Origin of the sequence: Streptomyces sp. NPDC001544, assembly GCF_042894285.1 — a bacterium.
GTDB lineage: Bacteria > Actinomycetota > Actinomycetes > Streptomycetales > Streptomycetaceae > Streptomyces.
This window is the reverse complement of sequence record NZ_JBIAVN010000004.1, coordinates 343,409-359,503: the sequence shown is the minus strand read 5'-3', so window position 1 is coordinate 359,503 and position 16,095 is coordinate 343,409. Positions and strand designations below refer to the sequence as shown.

Genomic DNA, 16,095 nt, shown 5'->3' with positions numbered 1-16,095 from the left:
TCCGCAGTGCTCCCCTCGGGCCATGGTGCACGCCCCGCGCACGCCCGCGCATTGCCGGTTTCCGGCAGCGTTCACTAGGGTCTGCGTGCCGGGACGTGCGGAAGGCCGTGCGGAAGACCGTGCGGAGAGCGTCACCGGCGCGTCGGAACGCGGGGGGAAGACGTGACGGAGCAGGGGATACCCGACCGGTATCTGCGCGGGTACGCGCAACTCCTGGCGGATGTCTCCGCCACCGGCCGGCGGCTGGCCCGGGACGAGATCGAGGACCGGCGCGTCCTGGGCGAACAGGCCGCCGAGGCCGGCCACGGGCTGCGCGCCCTGGTCCGCGCCCACCTGGCCGCCACCCGTGCCGCCTGGCCCGGCGCCCCCGGCTCCGCCGACAGCACCCTCGCCGCCGTGCAGCAGGCCGTGGACGCGTTCGCCGAGGGCTACGAACGCGCCCAGCGGCACGCCGTGCGCCAGGAGGAGGCCGCCCGCCGGGAGTTCATCGACGACCTGCTCTACGGCCGCAGCGACCTCGGCCGCCTCGCGGAACGCGCCGAGCGCTTCGGTCTGCGCCTGTCCCGGACCCACGCGGTGGCCGTGGCCGAGGGCCCGACCGCGTACGACGAGAGCGGTCCGGTCCCCCGGCAGGTGGAACGCTCCCTCATCGCCCGGTTCGGCGACCGCAGCATCCTGCTCACCACCAAGGGCGGCCGGTTGCTGTGCGTCGCGCCCGGCGACCAGGACGAGATCCTCGCCCACTTCGCCCAGCAGGCGCACGCGGCCACGGAGGGCGGCCGGGTCGCCATCGGCCGCTCCCAGCCCGGCGCCGGCGGGGTCGTCCAGTCGTACGAGGAGGCCCTCAACACCCTGGAGCTGGCCGAACGGCTGCAGATGACGGAGCCGGTGCTGCGCGCCGCCGACCTACTCGTCTACCCCGTCCTCACCCGCGACCGGCAGGCCCTGGCCGACCTCGTGCGCGGCGCCCTGGGTCCGCTCACCGCCGCCCGGGGTGGCGCCCAGCCGCTCCTGGACACCCTTACGGCCTATTTCGACTGCGGCTGTGTGGCCGCCGAGGCCGCCCGCCGGCTGTCGCTGAGCGTGCGCGCCCTGACCTACCGGCTGGACCGCATCCACCGCCTGACCGGCGCCGACCCGGCCGACCCGGCCCACCGGTACATGCTGCAGACGGCCGTGATCGGGGCCCGGCTGCTGGACTGGCCCGCCAGACCGCTGTGACGTGCTGCGCTTCAGGCGTGGCTGGCGCATGGTGGTGGCATGAGTACGGGTCCTCCTGTGGTGGTGCTGCCGCCGGCCGCGGACGGTGGGCGGCAGGTGACGGTGCGCGGTGAGCGCGTGGGGACGGCGTACGACCTGTTCGACGTGCTGGATCTCGTGCACCGTGCCGGGCTGCCCGCCGTGGACCAGGCCGTCGACGATCCCGAACTGATCGAGTGGCGCGGCGGCGGGCCGTACGACTGGAACGGGGGTGCCGCCGAGGCCGGCGCCGACCGCGGCGGTACGGGCGGCCCGTGAGCGGGGCCGCCGCGGGGTCAGGTGTTCCAGCTCTCGTCGTACGGATCGTGCGGTGTCGGCACCGGACGGGCGACGCTCACCTTCAGGAACGGGATCGGTCCGTTGTTGACCGGGTCCTTGGCCTGCTTCGACGTGTACGCGCCCGTCACTTCCAGCCAGCTGTCCGGCTGCAGCACCGGCGGGATCCTCCCCGTCAGGCCGATCTTCACCGGCTGGGCGTCGGCGGCACAGCAGTTGAGGGCCATCCGGACCAGGTAGGGGGTGCCGGTGCGGTCCAGGGCGACGAACCCGGTGATGCGGACCTGACGTCCGCCGAGGGAGCGTCCGTGGTCGTAGACCGCACGGCCCGCGTAGTCCACCAGGCTGATCGGTACGGGGTTCCCGGCCGGCAGGGTCGTGTAGCCGTAGGGGTGCTGCAGGGCCGTACCGGTGCGCATGGCGCTGTAGGAGCCCAGGGCGGGCGGGGCGACCAGGATCAGGGCGAGGAGGGGCAGCACGAGGAGCCAGGAGATACGGGGCTCGCGGTGGGCGTGGGCGTGGCCGTGGCCGTGGGGCTCCGGGCCGTGGGCGTCGGGCTCCGGGGCGGTGGAGGGCTTGCCGCGGCCGCGTTTCCACTCGTACCAGGCCGTCGCCAGCGCCGTCACCACCAGCACCGCCCCGGCCGCCAGCAGCAGCGGCTGCAGCCCCGCCTTCACATAGCGCAGGTACAGGTCGGTCAGTCCCGCGTGCAGCAGGGCCGCGCCGGTCAGGAACAGGACCGCCGCCTGGGCCTGCCGGTTCACAGCAGCACCGCCGAGGTCAGCACCGCGCCCGCGATGGCGAGGACGAAGGTGGCGGGGGCGAAGCGCAGCGCGAAGCCCCGGCCGAAGGTGCCCGCCTGCATCGCGAACAGCTTCAGGTCGATCATCGGGCCGACCACCAGGAACGCCAGCTTGGCCGTGAGCGAGAACTGGGTGAGCGAGGCCGCCACGAACGCGTCCGCTTCCGAACAGATCGACAGCAGTACGGCGAGGACCGCCAGGGCCAGGATCGCCACCGCCGGGTTGCCGGCGGCGGTGCGCAGCCAGCTCGCCGGGGCCACCGCCTTCAGCGTCGCCGCGGCCATCGCGCCGAGCACCAGGAAGCCCCCGGCGTGCACCATGTCGTGCCGGACCGACCCCCAGAACGCCTCCCCCTTGCCCTGCCCCTCGTGCCGGGCGTGCGCGGGCTGGCGGATCCAGTCGGTGCGGCCGACGCGCTGCCACAGCCAGCCCATCACACAGGCCACCAGCAGGCTCCCGGCGAAACGGGCCAGCACCATCTCGGGGTTGCGCGGGAAGGCGACGGCCGTGGCCGTCAGCACGATCGGGTTGATCGCCGGGGCGGACAGCAGGAACGCGATCGCCGCGGCGGGCGTGACCCCGCGCCGGACCAGCGCCCCGGCCACCGGCACGGACGCGCACTCGCAGCCCGGTAGCACCGCGCCCGCCATCCCGGCGACCGGCACGGCGAGCGCGGGCCGGCTGGGCAGGGCCCGGGCGAAGAACGCCGGCGGCACGAACACCGCGATCGCCGCCGACAGCAGGACACCGAGGGCGAGGAAGGGCAGTGCCTGCACGACCACCGCCACGAACACCGTCATCCAGCTCTGCATCACCGGGGTCGACAGCGCGCCGCGGACCCGGCCCTGGAAGAGGACCACCAGGAGCAGCAGCAGGGTCAGGGCGAGCGGCGAGTTGAGGTGCCAGCCGTCCCGGGCCTGCCGTCCGCCGGCCTCGGGCGACGTGCCGGGCGGCGCGTCGGGCGGCGGGTCGTGCGGGACTCGCCCGGGCGGGGCTTCTTCGGTGATGGCCACGGGTGGGTCCCTCCGCGTGCGGGCACCGGCCCGCGATCTCGGTGCGTCTTCTCCCTCCCCATCAGTACGGCACGCGGGCCCCGGGCGTTCAGTGATCGCTGGAACCGCCCGTCCCGTTGGGGCACTCTTCTCCCTTGTGGCGAGCGTTCCGTATCAAGGTGGGCACAGTGGTGCGCCCGCGCACATGGTCGTGTGCGGGGACGACGGGCTCGCGCACCGGCTGGCAGCCGAGTTGCGCGGGGTGTACGGGGAGCAGGTGACGCTCGTCGTACCGCCGAACGAGCGCACGGTGCGACCACCGGTCGTCGGACGGGCCCGGGCCGCCTCGGCGGCGCTGCTGGACCGGGTGGTGAACGCCACGGTGGGGCGCGGCCCCGGGGCTCCGGGCGGCAACGGCAACGGCGGCGGGGGCGGCGAACCACCGCGCGGCGAACGGCTGTTGGAGACGGTCGAACCCAGCGAGGCGGTGCTCGCCGAGGCGGGTGTGGAGCAGGCCGTCGCCCTGGCTCTCGTGTACGAGGACGACGAGACCAACATCCGTGCCGCGCTGACCGCCCGGCGCCTCAACCCCCGGCTGCGGCTGGTCCTCAGGCTGTACAACCGCCGGCTGGGACAGCACATCGAGGAACTCCTCGACCAGGCCGCCACGTTGGCCGGGAACGACGCGGCCGCGGGCGACGCGTCCACGGTCGTGCTGTCCGACGCCGACACCGCCGCACCCGCGCTGGCCGCCACCGCGGTCGCGGGCACCAGCAAGGTCGTGCAGACCGACGAGCTGCTGCTGCGCGCGGTGGAGCGGCCTCCGCCGGCGGCGGGGCAGGTCGCCGATCCGGGCCTGTGCACGCTGGCGCTGCTGTCGGCGACCAGCAGCGATCCGGCCGGGGCGGACGGGTCGGAGGGGAGCGGGGAACAGGGGCCGCGGCTGCTGCCCGACCCGGCGGAGGTGGCCGCCGCCACCGGGCGCGGGACGGTGGTGCTGGAGCAGGTGTCGTACTCCGCCGGCGCGTCGTCGGCGGCGGGGCGCGGGGTCGCGGGCGTCCCGCCGTTCGCGTCGCTGTTCTCCCGGCGGCTCAGGTGGTCGCTGGCCGGGATGGTCGGGTGCGTGGTGGCGCTGGCCGTCGCCCTGTCCGTGGTGACCGGGATCCATCCGGTGAGCGCCTTCTACCTGACGCTGCTGGACATGTTCGCGATCGACGACCCGGCCATCGGCCAGTCCCTCGGGCGGCAGATCCTGCAACTGCTGTCCGGGCTGGTGGGGCTGCTGCTGCTCCCGGTGCTGCTGGCCGCGGTCCTGGAGGCGCTGGGCACCTTCCGTACCGCGTCCGCGCTGCGCAAGCCGCCCCGAGGGCTCGGCGGGCACGTGGTGCTGCTGGGCCTCGGCAAGATCGGCACGCGGGTGCTGACGCGGCTGCGGGAGCTGCACATCCCGGTGGTGTGCGTGGAGTCCGACCCCGAGGCGCGCGGGCTGGCCGTGGCGCGGCGGCTGCGGGTGCCGGTGGTGCTCGGTGACGTGACGCAGGAAGGGGTGCTGGAGGCCGCCAAGATCCACCGGGCGCACGCCCTGATGGCGGTGACCAGCGCGGACACCACCAATCTGGAGGCGGTGCTGTACGCGCGGTCCGTACGGCCCGATCTGCGGGTGGTGCTGCGGCTGTACGACGACGACTTCGCGACCGCCGTGTACCGCACCCTGCGGGCCGCGCACCCGCACGCGCAGACCCGGAGCCGGAGTGTCACGCATCTGGCCGCGCCCGCCTTCGCGGGGGCGATGCTCGGCCGCCAGATCCTCGGGGCGATTCCGGTGGAGCGGCGGGTGCTGCTGTTCGCCGTGGTCGACGTCGGCGGGCATCCGCAGCTGGAGGGGCGGACCGTTCAGGACGCGTTCCGGGCCGGGGCCTGGCGGGTGCTCGCGCTGGAAGGGCGGCCCGACGTGGACGAGGGCCATGTGCTGCGGGCGGCGGACCGGGTACTGCTGGCCGCCACCCGGCGGGGACTGGCGGAGCTGCTGGGCCGGCGCGGAGCGCCCGATGCCGGCCTGTGAGACGACAGGTCCGCACCGGGCGTCCTCGGTGTCAGAGCGTCTCCCCGCCCTCGGCCGCGGCCCCGGCCGCATAGCGCTCCTGCGGGGTCCGTGACCGGTGCCGCGGGGTGGTCCGTCGGGGCGGTCGCGTCAGGGTGATCTGCCGGACCAGCTGCTGGAAACAGGCCAGCGCCGCGACCCCCGGCAAGGCGGCCGTCGCCGTGGCCGCGATGGTCCGCGGCGCCTGCACCACGCAGAGCAGCACCGCGACGGAGGAGAAGAGGAGAACGACGAACCACGAGTGGACGGCGCGACGCTGGTGCAGCGCCGCACGCAGGATGGACAGCGACCCGGCCATCCAGGGGCCGTAGACCAGCAGGGGCCACCAGGCGTCGGCACCGTCCCGGCCGTGCGAGGTGATGACGAGCAAAGGCTCGTAGGTGGCCACACCGCTGAAGACGCTCACCATCGACACGATGACCGCGCCCAGCGCGGCGAGGACACAGCTGGCGATGCGCAGACCACCCGGTCGTCGGCGGGGCGTGGGCCTGCGATGGCCCCGGCGGGACGAACGCACCGGCGGCAGCTCGGCGGTGAGGTCCTGCAGCTGCCTCATCGGGGCGCCGGCCGCGGTACCGGTGACCGGCACCTCGTCCCGGGGCGGCGGCACCGTCTTCGCGTATTCCTCCTGGCCGGCCTTCTGCAGCAGATAGGCGAGTTCCTCGGCCGGGTCCCAGCTCGGGTCCGGCGCCGCCTCGTCGAAATCGTCCAGGTAATCGGTGGTGCCGTGCCACATACGGCCGTAGCGTTCGTCACTCATGAGAACGACAGCGCGCAGGCCCATCGACCGGCGAGATCGGATTCCGCTTGACGGACATCGGTGAGGAAGTTCTGCAACAGTGGATCAGTGACCTGCAGTACGACAGGCACACCGTTCTTACTGAGGATGCCCGGGGTGTAGACGTACGGCCCCACCGTCACCCCATAGAGGCCGGGCGTCTTGCCAGGATCGCTTGCATTCGCCATGCCCCGACTAACGGCGGCTCTTTTCACTTGGATGCGCGGCGATCGGGTGAATGGCCGCCCGGAAAAACGCTTTGAATTACCGCGCGGATTCATACAAGATTCGCCCGGATATTCAGACTGGATATGAAATCGCATGGCATACGGTCCACCCTGCGCGGGCCGTGCCGGCGGGGCCGTGCCGCGCGGACGCGCACGGCCCCACGAGCCGGGTTCACGCCGCCGTCGTGCGCGCCTGCTCCAGGTGCCTCGCCGCGAAGTCCAGCTCCAGCCGGACCTGCTTGATCCGCTCGTCCACCACCAGGGATCCGTGCCCCGCGTCGTAGCGGTACACCTCGTGCACGGCGCCGCGGGACTCCAGACGCTTGACGTAGTTGTCGATCTGGCGGATGGGACAGCGGGGGTCGTTCACGCCGGCGGAGATGTAGACGGGAGCCTTGACCCGGTCGACGTAGGTGAGCGGGGAGGAGGCCTCGAAGCGGTCGGGGACCTCCTCGGGGGTGCCGCCCAGGAGGGTGCGGTCCATGGCCTTCAGGGCTTCCATCTCGTCGTGGTACGCGGTGACGTAGTCGGCGACCGGGACGACGGCGATGCCCAGGGCCCAGTCGTCCGGCTGGGTGCCGATGCCGAGCAGGGTGAGGTAGCCGCCCCAGGAGGCGCCGGTGAGGATCAGCCGGGAGGGGTCGGCGAGGCCGGAGGAGACGGCCCACTCGCGGACCGCGGCCACGTCCTCCAGCTCGATCAGGCCGACCCGGTGCTTGAGCGCGTCGGTCCACGCCCGGCCGTAGCCCGTGGAGCCCCGGTAGTTGACCCGGACCACCGCGTACCCGTGGTCCACCCAGGCGGCCGGGCCCGCGGCGAAGGAGTCGCTGTCGTGCCAGGTCGGCCCGCCGTGCAGGTCGAACACCGTGGGCAGGGGACCCGTCGCACCGGCCGGCTTCTGGACCAGGGCGTGGATACGGCCGCCGGGCCCTTCCACCCACACGTCCTCCACGGGGACCGAGCCCGGGCTCTTCAGGCCGGGCGGGTTCAGGACCACCCGGCCCGTCGTCGAACGGACCGACGACGGCTCGGCGGCCGACGACCACAGGTACTCCACGCTGCCGTCGGGGCGGGCCGTCGCGCCGGACACCGTGCCCGGCGGGGTGGGGATCCTCGTCAGCTCGCGGCTGCCCAGGTCGTACCGGAACAGCTCGCTGCGGGCCTCGAAGCCGTGCGCGATGAGCAGCGCCGAGCCGTCCGGGTACCAGTCCGCGCTCACGTCGCCCGGCAGGTCCAGCACCAGGTCCGTCTCCTCGCCCGTGACGACGTCCCAGACCAGGGGCTCCCACCGGCCGCGCCGCTGGTGCCCGATCAGCAGCCGCGGATCGGCCTCGCGCGGGGCGAAGCCCAGCACCTCCAGACCCAGCTCCTCGGCGCCGCCCTTGGTGTCGTCCAGCTCGGCGACCGTCGTGCCGTCCGGGCGCAGCACGCGCAGTGCCGAGTGCATCGCGTCACCGTGCTCCGTGTGCTCGATCGCGATGAGGGAGCCGTCGTGGGAGAGGTCCCCGACGCCCGCCGACTCCCGGTGCCGGTACAGCTCGAAGGGGGCCTCGCCCTCGCGTACCACGTGGATCGTCGAGCCCTCCTCGTCCGTGGAGCGGCCCACGACCGCCGTACGGCCGTCCCGGGACAGGGCCAGGCCCGCCGGATAGGAGGGCTCCAGGCCGGGGGTGGCCGGTTCGTCCGCGCCGCCCGTGAAGGGCTGGCGGCGCCACACCCCGAACTCGTCGCCGTCCTTGTCGTCGAACCACCAGATCCAGGCGCCGTCCGGGGAGAGCACGCCGTCCGTCGTGCCGTTCGGCCGGGACGTCACCTGGCGCTGCTCCCCCGTCACCCGGTCCCAGGCGTACAGCTCGTACGTGCCCGTCGCGTTCGACACGAACAGGGACCGGTCGGGCGCGTCCTCGGCCCAGTCGGGCAGTGACACCCGCGGCGCCCGAAAGCGCTTCACCCAGTCCGGCATGTTGCTCTCACTCTGTGCCCCAGTCATGCGCCCATACTGCCCGTCACCACCGGCAAATAGCTGGCGAGTGTGCGTAGCCTGTGGACAACTTTTGCGATCATGCACGCACGGAAGGCCCCTGGGGACGGGGGTACGGCGGCGTCGCCGTACCGTTGAGGGCGTGTACCGGTTTCTGCTGACACCCCGCTGGTGGGGCATCAACGTGTTCGTGCTGCTCGCCATCCCGTTCTGTGTGTTCATGGGGTCCTGGCAGCTGAGCCGGTTCGAGGCGCGGGTGCAGGACCACCACGACGCCGCCGAGCGGGCCGTGTCCGACCGGAAGGAGGCGGCCCGGCCGCTGGCCGAGCTGCTGCCCGTGGACCAGAACACCTCGGGCAAGCAGGCCACCGCGACCGGCCGGTACGGCAAGCAGCTCCTCGTCCCCGACCGGGAGCTGGACGGAAAGCGCGGCTACTACGTGCTGACCCTGCTGCGCACCGGTTCCGGCAGGGCGCTGCCGGTGGTGCGCGGATGGCTGCCCGGCACCGCCGACCCGGACAGGGCGCCCGCCCCGCCGTCCGGTGAGGTCACCGTCACCGGGGCGTTGCAGGCCTCCGAGACGCCCGGGGACAACGGCGTCAGCGCGGCGGGCGGGCTGCCGGCCGGGGAGACGGCGGCGATCAGCTCCGCCTCGCTGGTCAACCTGGTGCCGTACCGGGTGTACGACGCCTGGGTGACCCTCGACAAGGGCGACTCGGGGATGAAGGCGGTACCGGCGACCGCGCCCGCGGGGTCGGGGCTCGACCTGAAGGCGTTCCAGAACCTCGGCTACACCGGTGAGTGGTTCGTCTTCGCGGGGTTCGTCGTCTTCATGTGGTTCCGGCTGCTGCGCCGGGAGGTCGAGTTCGCGCGGGACGCTGCGCTGGGCTTGGTGCCGGAGGGGGAGACCGCGGGGGTGTGACCCTGCGCCCGGGGGCAGCTCGGGCGGGGGCTGCGCAACCCGGCGCTGCGGGGTGCCTCCCCCACTCTCGGCTTCGGGGAACCCCACCGCCCGCCCGTGCCGCCCTGGGGTCCCCCCAGGCCCTTGAGGCACTGGGGGAGGCACGATTGCCCGCAGCTGGGGCGCTGCTGCCGCAGCTACCGCGGCTACGACCCTGCCAAGAGCCCCGTCCAGTACACCGTGCCCGCGCACGCGCCCGGTACCGTCACCGATGTCGTCGGGGATCCGCCCTCCGCGGTGTGGGACACCACGATGCTCCCGTCCGCCGTGCCGTCCGCGGTGAAGAGCTGGGTGGTGGCGCCGGAGGACGTCGCACCGGCGGTGTCCGTCGAGCCGGTCGCGCCGGGGTCCTGCGTGGGGGTCGGGTCGGGGCTGGGCCCGCCGGTTTCCGTGCCGCCGGTGTCCGTGCCGCCGCCGGTCGTGGGGCAGGTCTCGGAGGGGACGAAGGCGAACTTCTCCTCGTAGGCCGCGCCGGGGGCCAGGACCAGCCCGGAGACCTCCGTCGACGGGGCGGGCAGGCCCCCCGCCTGGTCGCCGGCGACATGCCGGACCGCGCTGATCTTGGCGGGGTCCGCGGCGCCCTGCGCGAGCGGGCTGACGCTGCCCGGGCCGCCGACGGTGCAGCTGGTGGAGGAGACGTTGACGACGCGGAAGGTGCCGTAGACGACACCGGTCGCGTCGGGCGCGTTGACGGTTCCCGTGGCCGAGCCGAGCTGGGCGGGCGTGCACACCGAGGGTCCGGCGGCGGCGCTGGCGGAGGGGTTGGCGCCGCCGGTCGAGCCGGTGGCGCCGCCGGGCGCCTTGCTCCTGCCGGGCTCCTTGGTCCCCTCCTTGGGCTTGCCCTTGCTCCTGCCGCTGGAGCCGCCCGCGCTGCTGGCCCCGCCGTCCGGGTTCTTGCCCGAGTCGCCGCCCTGCGCCTCGGAGGCCTGGCCGGCCATGGAGGTGTTGGGGTCGGAGCCGGTGGCGTGGGACACGTGCAGCAGGGCCGGGATGGCGGTGCCGACGAACAGGACCGCCGCCGCCATGCCGACCACGGCCTGCCGCTTGCGCGCTCGCCGGGCGGGCACCGCGCGGCGCAGATGGTCCAGCGTGCCGTCGCGCGGCTCGATGTCGTCGACGGCCGAGTGCAGCAGTCGGCGCAGGTCCAGCTCGTCCGAGCCGAGCCCGTCCGGGCCCTGGTCGTCGGGGCCGTGGTTCACAGTTCCGTTCCCAGCGTGCGTTGGCGTGTGCTCTTGCTCGTGCTGCTTCGTCGGTTCGTGCCAGGCATAGGGCTCGTGGCGATCGTGGGAACCGCCTCCCTCGGCGCGGTCGCTCATGATGTCGACGCCTCCATGGACACCCGGAGGGCCGCTATGCCGCGGGAGCCGTACGCCTTCACCGACCCCAGGGATATTCCGAGCGTCTCGGCGACCTGGGCCTCGGTCATGTCGGCGAAGTAGCGCAGCACGAGGACCTCGCGCTGGCGGCGCTGCAGGCCCTTCATCGCCTTGATGAGGTCACGGCGCTCCAGCGAGTCGTACGCGCCCTCCTCCGCGCTCGCCATGTCCGGCATCGGCTTGGACAGCAGCTTCAGGCCGAGGATGCGGCGGCGCAGCGCGGAACGGGAGAGGTTCACCACCGTCTGGCGCAGGTAGGCGAGGGTCTTCTCCGGGTCCCGGACGCGCTTGCGGGCCGAGTGGACACGGATGAAGGCCTCCTGGACGACGTCCTCGCAGGAGGCGGTGTCGTCGAGGAGCAGCGCCGCCAGTCCCAGCAGCGAGCGGTAGTGCGCCCGGTAGGTCTCGGTGAGGTGGTCGACGGTGGTACCGGCGGCCACGGTGTCCGCGGTGTCCTCGGCTCCCTCGCGCGGGGCGGGTATGCCGTCGCGCTGGTTCGGTATGCGGGTGGGCCGCGCTGCGGGCATGGGCGCGATCACCGGCATGCCACCGGGCGTGCCGGGCATGCGGGGTCGAAGCGTCGCGCGGGGCCGCAGAGCCGTGCCGCGAGGCGCAACCGTGAAGTCGAGTACCTCTGCCACGCCTGTTGGACACGCGCGGCCCCCTGGGGGTTGTACGTGCCGCGCATCACTTTTGTGCCAGGTGACGCGGGCGAGCCGTGCCTCCCCGCAGCCGACGGCGTCCCCGCGACCGGCAGCACATCCGACGGTGCCTCAAGTGCCGTCATGCGTCCCGCTCTTCCCTTGTATCCCATATGAACGGGCGTCCCCACGCCCTGATCACGGCGTCCCCACGCCAGGACCATGCGCCCCCACGCCCCCGTAAGGGTGACCGCAAAGACGCTCCCCGCCCTCCGCGCGGTTGCGGAGGGCGGGGAGAAGAATCTTCGAACGCCGAAGGGGCCCGGTTCAAGTGGTCCGGACCACAGTCCGGAGCCATACTCGTCACATTGATCCTACAAATGGATCCGCTCCCACCCTGTGCTTCCTCGGTGAGACGTGGACCTCAGATCAGTTCCGCAGCCACCAGCTCGGCGATCTGCGCGGTGTTGAGCGCGGCGCCTTTGCGCAGATTGTCCCCGCATACGAAGAGTTCGAGCGCGGTGGGGTCGTCGAGCGCCCGCCGCACCCGCCCGACCCAGGTCGGGTCGGTGCCCACCACGTCGGCGGGGGTGGGGAACTCACCGGCGGCCGGGTCGTCGCACAGCACCACACCGGGCGCCGTGGCGAGGATCTCGCGGGCGCCGTCGACGGTGACCTCGCCCTGGAAACGGGCGTGGACGGTGAGCGAGTGCGTGGTGACCACGGGGACGCGCACACAGGTCACGGCGACCGGCAGCCTCGGCAGTCCGAGGATCTTGCGGGACTCGTCCCGCACCTTCATCTCCTCCGACGACCAGCCGTCCTCGCGCAGCGACCCGGCCCACGGCACGACGTTCAGCGCGACCGGCTCCGGGAACGGCCCGGTGTTGTCGCCCACGGCCCGCCGCACATCACCCGGGCTGGTCCCGAGTTCCGTACCGGCGACCAGGGACAACTGGGTGCGCAGCGCCTCCACGCCGGCCCGTCCGGCCCCGCTCACCGCCTGGTACGAGGACACCACCAGCTCGCGCAGTCCGAACTCGGCGTGCAGCGCGCCCAGGGCGACGATCATCGACAGGGTCGTGCAGTTGGGGTTGGCGACGATGCCGCGCGGGCGGACCCGGACCGTGTGCGGGTTGACCTCGGGGACGACCAGGGGCACGTCCGGGTCCATCCGGAACGCGCCCGAGTTGTCCACCACCACCGAGCCCTTGGCGGCGGCGATCGGCGCCCACCGTGCGGAGACCTCGTCGGGGACGTCGAACATGGCGACGTCGACCCCGTCGAAGGCCTCCTCGGTCAGGGCGATCACCTCGACCACCTCGCCGCGCACGGCCAGCTTGCGGCCGGCCGAGCGCGGCGAGGCGACGAGACGGATCTCGCCCCAGACGTCGGCGCGCTGGGAGAGGATCTGGAGCATGACCGTGCCGACGGCTCCGGTCGCTCCCACGACCGCGAGCGTCGGTCCGGCGGTCATCGCCCTGTGCCTCCGTAGACGACGGCCTCGTCGCTGTCGGAGTCGAGCCCGAAGGCGGTGTGCACGGCGCGTACGGCCTCCGGCACGTCGTCGGCACGGGTGACGACCGAGATACGGATCTCCGAGGTCGAGATCAGCTCGATGTTCACGCCCGCGTCGGACAGCGCCTCGAAGAAGGTCGCGGTGACGCCCGGGTTGGTCTTCATACCCGCGCCGACCAGGGAGATCTTGCCGATCTGGTCGTCGTAGCGCAGCGATTCGAAGCCGATGCCGGCCTTGTACTTCTCCAGCGCGTCGATGGCCTTGCGGCCCTCGGTCTTCGGCAGCGTGAAGGAGATGTCCGTCAGACCCGTGGAGGCCGCGGACACGTTCTGCACGACCATGTCGATGTTGACCTCGGCGTCGGCGATCGCGCGGAAGATCGAGGCGGCCTCGCCCGGCTTGTCCGGCACGCCGACGACCGTGACCTTGGCCTCGGAGGTGTCGTGCGCGACACCGGAGATGATGGCCTGCTCCACCTTCTTGTCCCCTTGCTCGATCGGCTCGCTGCTGACCCACGTGCCCTGCAGCCCGCTGAAGGAGGAGCGGACGTGGATCGGGATGTTGTAACGGCGGGCGTACTCCACACAGCGGTGGAGCAGCACCTTGGAGCCGGAGGCCGCGAGCTCCAGCATGTCCTCGAAGGAGATCCAGTCGATCTTCTTCGCCTTCTTCACCACCCGCGGGTCCGCGGTGAACACGCCGTCGACGTCGGTGTAGATCTCACAGACCTCGGCGTCGAGGGCGGCCGCGAGGGCCACCGCGGTGGTGTCGGAGCCGCCACGACCCAGGGTCGTGATGTCCTTCTTGTCCTGGCTGACGCCCTGGAACCCGGCGACGATGGCGATGTTGCCCTCGTCCAGCGCCGTGCGGATCCGCCCCGGCGTGACGTCGATGATCCGGGCTTTGTTGTGGACCGAGTCGGTGATGACACCTGCCTGGCTGCCGGTGAACGACTGGGCCTCGTGACCCAGCTTCTTGATCGCCATGGCCAGCAGGGCCATGGAGATCCGCTCCCCGGCGGTCAGCAGCATGTCGAACTCGCGCCCGGCAGGCATCGGGGACACCTGCTCGGCGAGATCGATCAGCTCGTCCGTCGTGTCGCCCATCGCGGAAACCACGACAACCACCTGGTTGCCGTTCTTCTTGGCTTCCACGATCCGCTTGGCGACGCGCTTGATGCCCTCGGCATCGGCTACGGAGGAGCCTCCGTACTTCTGCACGACAAGGCCCACGTGCGCTCCTCGCTCCGGTATGTACTCGGTCGGCTCAGTTTAACGAGCGCCCTCATTTCACCTCTGCGGTATCGCATCGTGAGATGTCGGCGCCCGTCCGGAACAGCACATGCCCAGCCCGGGCCGCCCCACTCGGAAAGTGCCAGGGCTCACAGTCGCACGAGGACGGCGCCCGCGCCGCCGGACACCGCGCCGGGTCACGTCCCCGGGCGCAGTCCGAGCTGTCCGCCGATCTCCTCCGCCATCACCCGGCCGGCCTCGATCTCCAGGTCGTCACCGAGGTCCTGGTCGGTGTCGAGGCCGTCGAGTTCCTCCAGGGGCTGGTTCAGGCGGACGTGGGCGACCAGGGACTGCAGGGCCCGCAGGGTCGCCGAGGCGGTGCCGCCCCAGTTGGAGAAGTAGGAGAACTGCCACCACCACAGGGCCTCCGTGGTGCGGCCGGCCCGGTAGTGGGCCATGCCGTGACGCAGGTCGGTGATCACGTCGGCCAGGTCGTCGGAGATCCGGGCCGGGACCCGCGCCTTGCGGGGCTCGTACGGGTCGAAGACCTCGGAGTAGACGTCGATCGGCTCCAGGAGGCGGGCGAGGTTCTCCCGGAGTTCGTCCACGTCGGGTTCCGGGCCCAGGTCCGGCTCGTAGCGCTCCTCGGGGACGATGTCCTCGTGGGCGCCCAGCCGGCCGCCGGCCAGCATGAGCTGGGAGACCTCCAGCAGGAGGAAGGGCACGGCGGAGTCGGGTTCGTCGCCCTTGGCCACCTCGGTGACGGCCACCAGGAAACTCTCCACCTGGTCCGCGATCTGGACGGCGAAGTCGTCCGGGTTCCGTGTCGAGTCGTGCAGCGTGGCGTCAGACATCTAGGAGTCGTCTCCCCTCGAAGGCACGGCCGAGGGTGACCTCGTCCGCGTATTCCAGGTCCCCACCCACCGGCAGGCCGCTGGCCAGCCGGGTGACCTTCAGACCCATGGGCTTGATCATGCGGGCGAGGTACGTCGCCGTCGCCTCGCCCTCGAGATTGGGGTCGGTGGCCAGGATCAGCTCGGTGACCGTACCGTCCGCCAGGCGGGCCAGCAGTTCCCTGATCCGCAGGTCGTCGGGGCCGACGCCCTCGATCGGGCTGATCGCGCCGCCGAGCACGTGGTAGCGGCCGCGGAACTCACGGGTCCGCTCGATCGCGACCACGTCCTTCGGCTCCTCCACGACGCAGATCACGGCCGGGTCCCGGCGCGCGTCGCGGCAGATGCCGCACAGCTCCTCCTGTGCGACGTTGCCGCAGGTCGCGCAGAAGCGGACCTTCGCCTTCACCTCGAGGAGCGCCTGCGCGAGGCGCCGTACGTCCGTCGGCTCCGCCTGCAGGATGTGGAAGGCGATCCGCTGCGCGCTCTTGGGACCGACGCCGGGCAGGCGACCCAGCTCGTCGATGAGGTCCTGGACCACGCCTTCGTACAACGGACTGCCCTTCCTGGAGTCTTACGGTACGTACGGTAGTTGGCGGTGCCCGGTCTTAGAAAGGCAGACCCGGGATGCCGCTGCCACCGCCCAGCCCCTGGGCCAGCGGACCCAGCTTCTGCTGCTGCAGCGTCTGCGCGTTCTCGTTGGCCGCGTGCACGGCCGCGACGATCAGGTCGGCGAGGGTCTCGGTGTCCTCGGGGTCGACCGCCTTCGGGTCGATCTTCAGCGCGCGGAGCTCGCCGGCGCCGGTCACCGTGGCCCTCACCAGCCCGCCGCCCGACTGCCCGTCGACCTCCGTGGCCGCGAGTTCCTCCTGCGCCTTCGCCAGATCCTGCTGCATCTTCTGGGCCTGCTGGAGCAGCTGCTGCATGTTGGGCTGGCCACCACCGGGTATCACGATCAGCTCCTGGTCTTGTCGTTTCCTCCGTGTGCACGAGCCTACGTGGTCAACTGGCCCATCGCCCCAGCACTCTTTCGAGTGGCATCTACGGCAGCCCTA

At 72.4% G+C, this 16,095-nt stretch carries 16 protein-coding genes; 4 read left to right on the top strand and 12 right to left on the bottom strand.

What is annotated here, in order from left to right; all coding sequences use genetic code 11:
• Nucleotides 1–162: 162 nt before the first annotated feature.
• Complete coding sequence (locus ACFY0F_RS14490; RefSeq protein ID WP_388793016.1) at nt 163–1,221, top strand: PucR family transcriptional regulator; 1,059 nt, start codon at nt 163–165, stop codon at nt 1,219–1,221.
• Nucleotides 1,222–1,260: 39 nt separating this feature from the next.
• Nucleotides 1,261–1,518, top strand: coding sequence for a hypothetical protein (locus tag ACFY0F_RS14485; RefSeq protein WP_388793014.1), 258 nt, complete (start codon nt 1,261–1,263; stop codon nt 1,516–1,518).
• A gap of 17 nt (nt 1,519–1,535) precedes the next feature.
• Here ACFY0F_RS14485 and ACFY0F_RS14480 read toward each other — a convergent pair whose 3' ends face one another.
• Nucleotides 1,536–2,300, bottom strand: a complete 765-nt coding sequence (locus ACFY0F_RS14480) for a TIGR03943 family putative permease subunit (RefSeq protein WP_388793012.1) — start codon at nt 2,298–2,300, stop codon at nt 1,536–1,538.
• A complete protein-coding gene (locus ACFY0F_RS14475; RefSeq protein ID WP_388793010.1) occupies nt 2,297–3,352 on the bottom strand; it encodes a permease in 1,056 nt (351 codons plus the stop codon). The genes ACFY0F_RS14480 and ACFY0F_RS14475 overlap by 4 nt, the downstream gene beginning before the upstream one ends.
• Nucleotides 3,353–3,536: 184 nt before the next feature.
• Here ACFY0F_RS14475 and ACFY0F_RS14470 point away from each other — a divergent pair, with 184 nt between their 5' ends.
• Entirely contained in the window at nt 3,537–5,393 is a 1,857-nt protein-coding gene (locus ACFY0F_RS14470; protein WP_388793008.1) for an NAD-binding protein, read from the top strand.
• 31 nt (nt 5,394–5,424) lie between these two features.
• On the opposite strand, the gene ACFY0F_RS14465 is transcribed toward ACFY0F_RS14470, so the two are convergent.
• The 3 genes from ACFY0F_RS14465 to ACFY0F_RS14455 all read right to left on the bottom strand — a co-directional run bounded on the left by ACFY0F_RS14465 (nt 5,425) and on the right by ACFY0F_RS14455 (nt 8,427).
• Nucleotides 5,425–6,192, bottom strand: a complete 768-nt coding sequence (locus ACFY0F_RS14465; protein WP_388793006.1) for a hypothetical protein — start codon at nt 6,190–6,192, stop codon at nt 5,425–5,427.
• Nucleotides 6,189–6,398: a hypothetical protein gene (locus ACFY0F_RS14460; RefSeq protein WP_388793004.1), complete on the bottom strand. Its 210-nt coding sequence runs from the start codon at nt 6,396–6,398 to the stop codon at nt 6,189–6,191. Before ACFY0F_RS14460 ends, ACFY0F_RS14465 begins: the two co-directional genes overlap by 4 nt.
• Nucleotides 6,399–6,609: 211 nt before the next feature.
• Nucleotides 6,610–8,427: a prolyl oligopeptidase family serine peptidase gene (locus tag ACFY0F_RS14455; protein ID WP_388793002.1), complete on the bottom strand. Its 1,818-nt coding sequence runs from the start codon at nt 8,425–8,427 to the stop codon at nt 6,610–6,612.
• A 133-nt stretch (nt 8,428–8,560) separates the two neighbouring features.
• Between ACFY0F_RS14455 and ACFY0F_RS14450 the strand changes: the two genes are divergently transcribed.
• Nucleotides 8,561–9,340: an SURF1 family protein gene (locus ACFY0F_RS14450; protein ID WP_388793000.1), complete on the top strand. Its 780-nt coding sequence runs from the start codon at nt 8,561–8,563 to the stop codon at nt 9,338–9,340.
• A gap of 185 nt (nt 9,341–9,525) precedes the next feature.
• Here ACFY0F_RS14450 and ACFY0F_RS14445 read toward each other — a convergent pair whose 3' ends face one another.
• The 7 genes from ACFY0F_RS14445 to ACFY0F_RS14415 all read right to left on the bottom strand — a co-directional run bounded on the left by ACFY0F_RS14445 (nt 9,526) and on the right by ACFY0F_RS14415 (nt 15,993).
• Entirely contained in the window at nt 9,526–10,578 is a 1,053-nt protein-coding gene (locus tag ACFY0F_RS14445) for a hypothetical protein (protein ID WP_388792998.1), read from the bottom strand.
• A gap of 113 nt (nt 10,579–10,691) precedes the next feature.
• Complete coding sequence (locus tag ACFY0F_RS14440) at nt 10,692–11,321, bottom strand: SigE family RNA polymerase sigma factor (protein ID WP_388792996.1); 630 nt, start codon at nt 11,319–11,321, stop codon at nt 10,692–10,694.
• Between the two features lie 499 nt (nt 11,322–11,820).
• The gene (locus ACFY0F_RS14435; RefSeq protein ID WP_388792994.1) at nt 11,821–12,873 is read right to left on the bottom strand and encodes an aspartate-semialdehyde dehydrogenase; all 1,053 of its coding nucleotides are present in this window, start codon (nt 12,871–12,873) and stop codon (nt 11,821–11,823) included.
• Nucleotides 12,870–14,147 carry an aspartate kinase gene (locus ACFY0F_RS14430; protein ID WP_388792992.1) on the bottom strand — a complete coding sequence of 426 codons (1,278 nt, stop codon included), beginning with the start codon at nt 14,145–14,147 and terminating at the stop codon, nt 12,870–12,872. The genes ACFY0F_RS14435 and ACFY0F_RS14430 overlap by 4 nt, the downstream gene beginning before the upstream one ends.
• 197 nt (nt 14,148–14,344) lie before the next feature.
• The gene (locus tag ACFY0F_RS14425) at nt 14,345–15,001 is read right to left on the bottom strand and encodes a DUF5063 domain-containing protein (RefSeq protein WP_388792990.1); all 657 of its coding nucleotides are present in this window, start codon (nt 14,999–15,001) and stop codon (nt 14,345–14,347) included.
• A complete protein-coding gene (gene recR / locus ACFY0F_RS14420; RefSeq protein WP_132856910.1) occupies nt 14,994–15,593 on the bottom strand; it encodes a recombination mediator RecR in 600 nt (199 codons plus the stop codon). The genes ACFY0F_RS14425 and recR overlap by 8 nt, the downstream gene beginning before the upstream one ends.
• Before the next feature lie 55 nt (nt 15,594–15,648).
• Entirely contained in the window at nt 15,649–15,993 is a 345-nt protein-coding gene (locus ACFY0F_RS14415; RefSeq protein WP_388792988.1) for a YbaB/EbfC family nucleoid-associated protein, read from the bottom strand.
• Between the last annotated feature and the right edge of the window lie 102 nt (nt 15,994–16,095).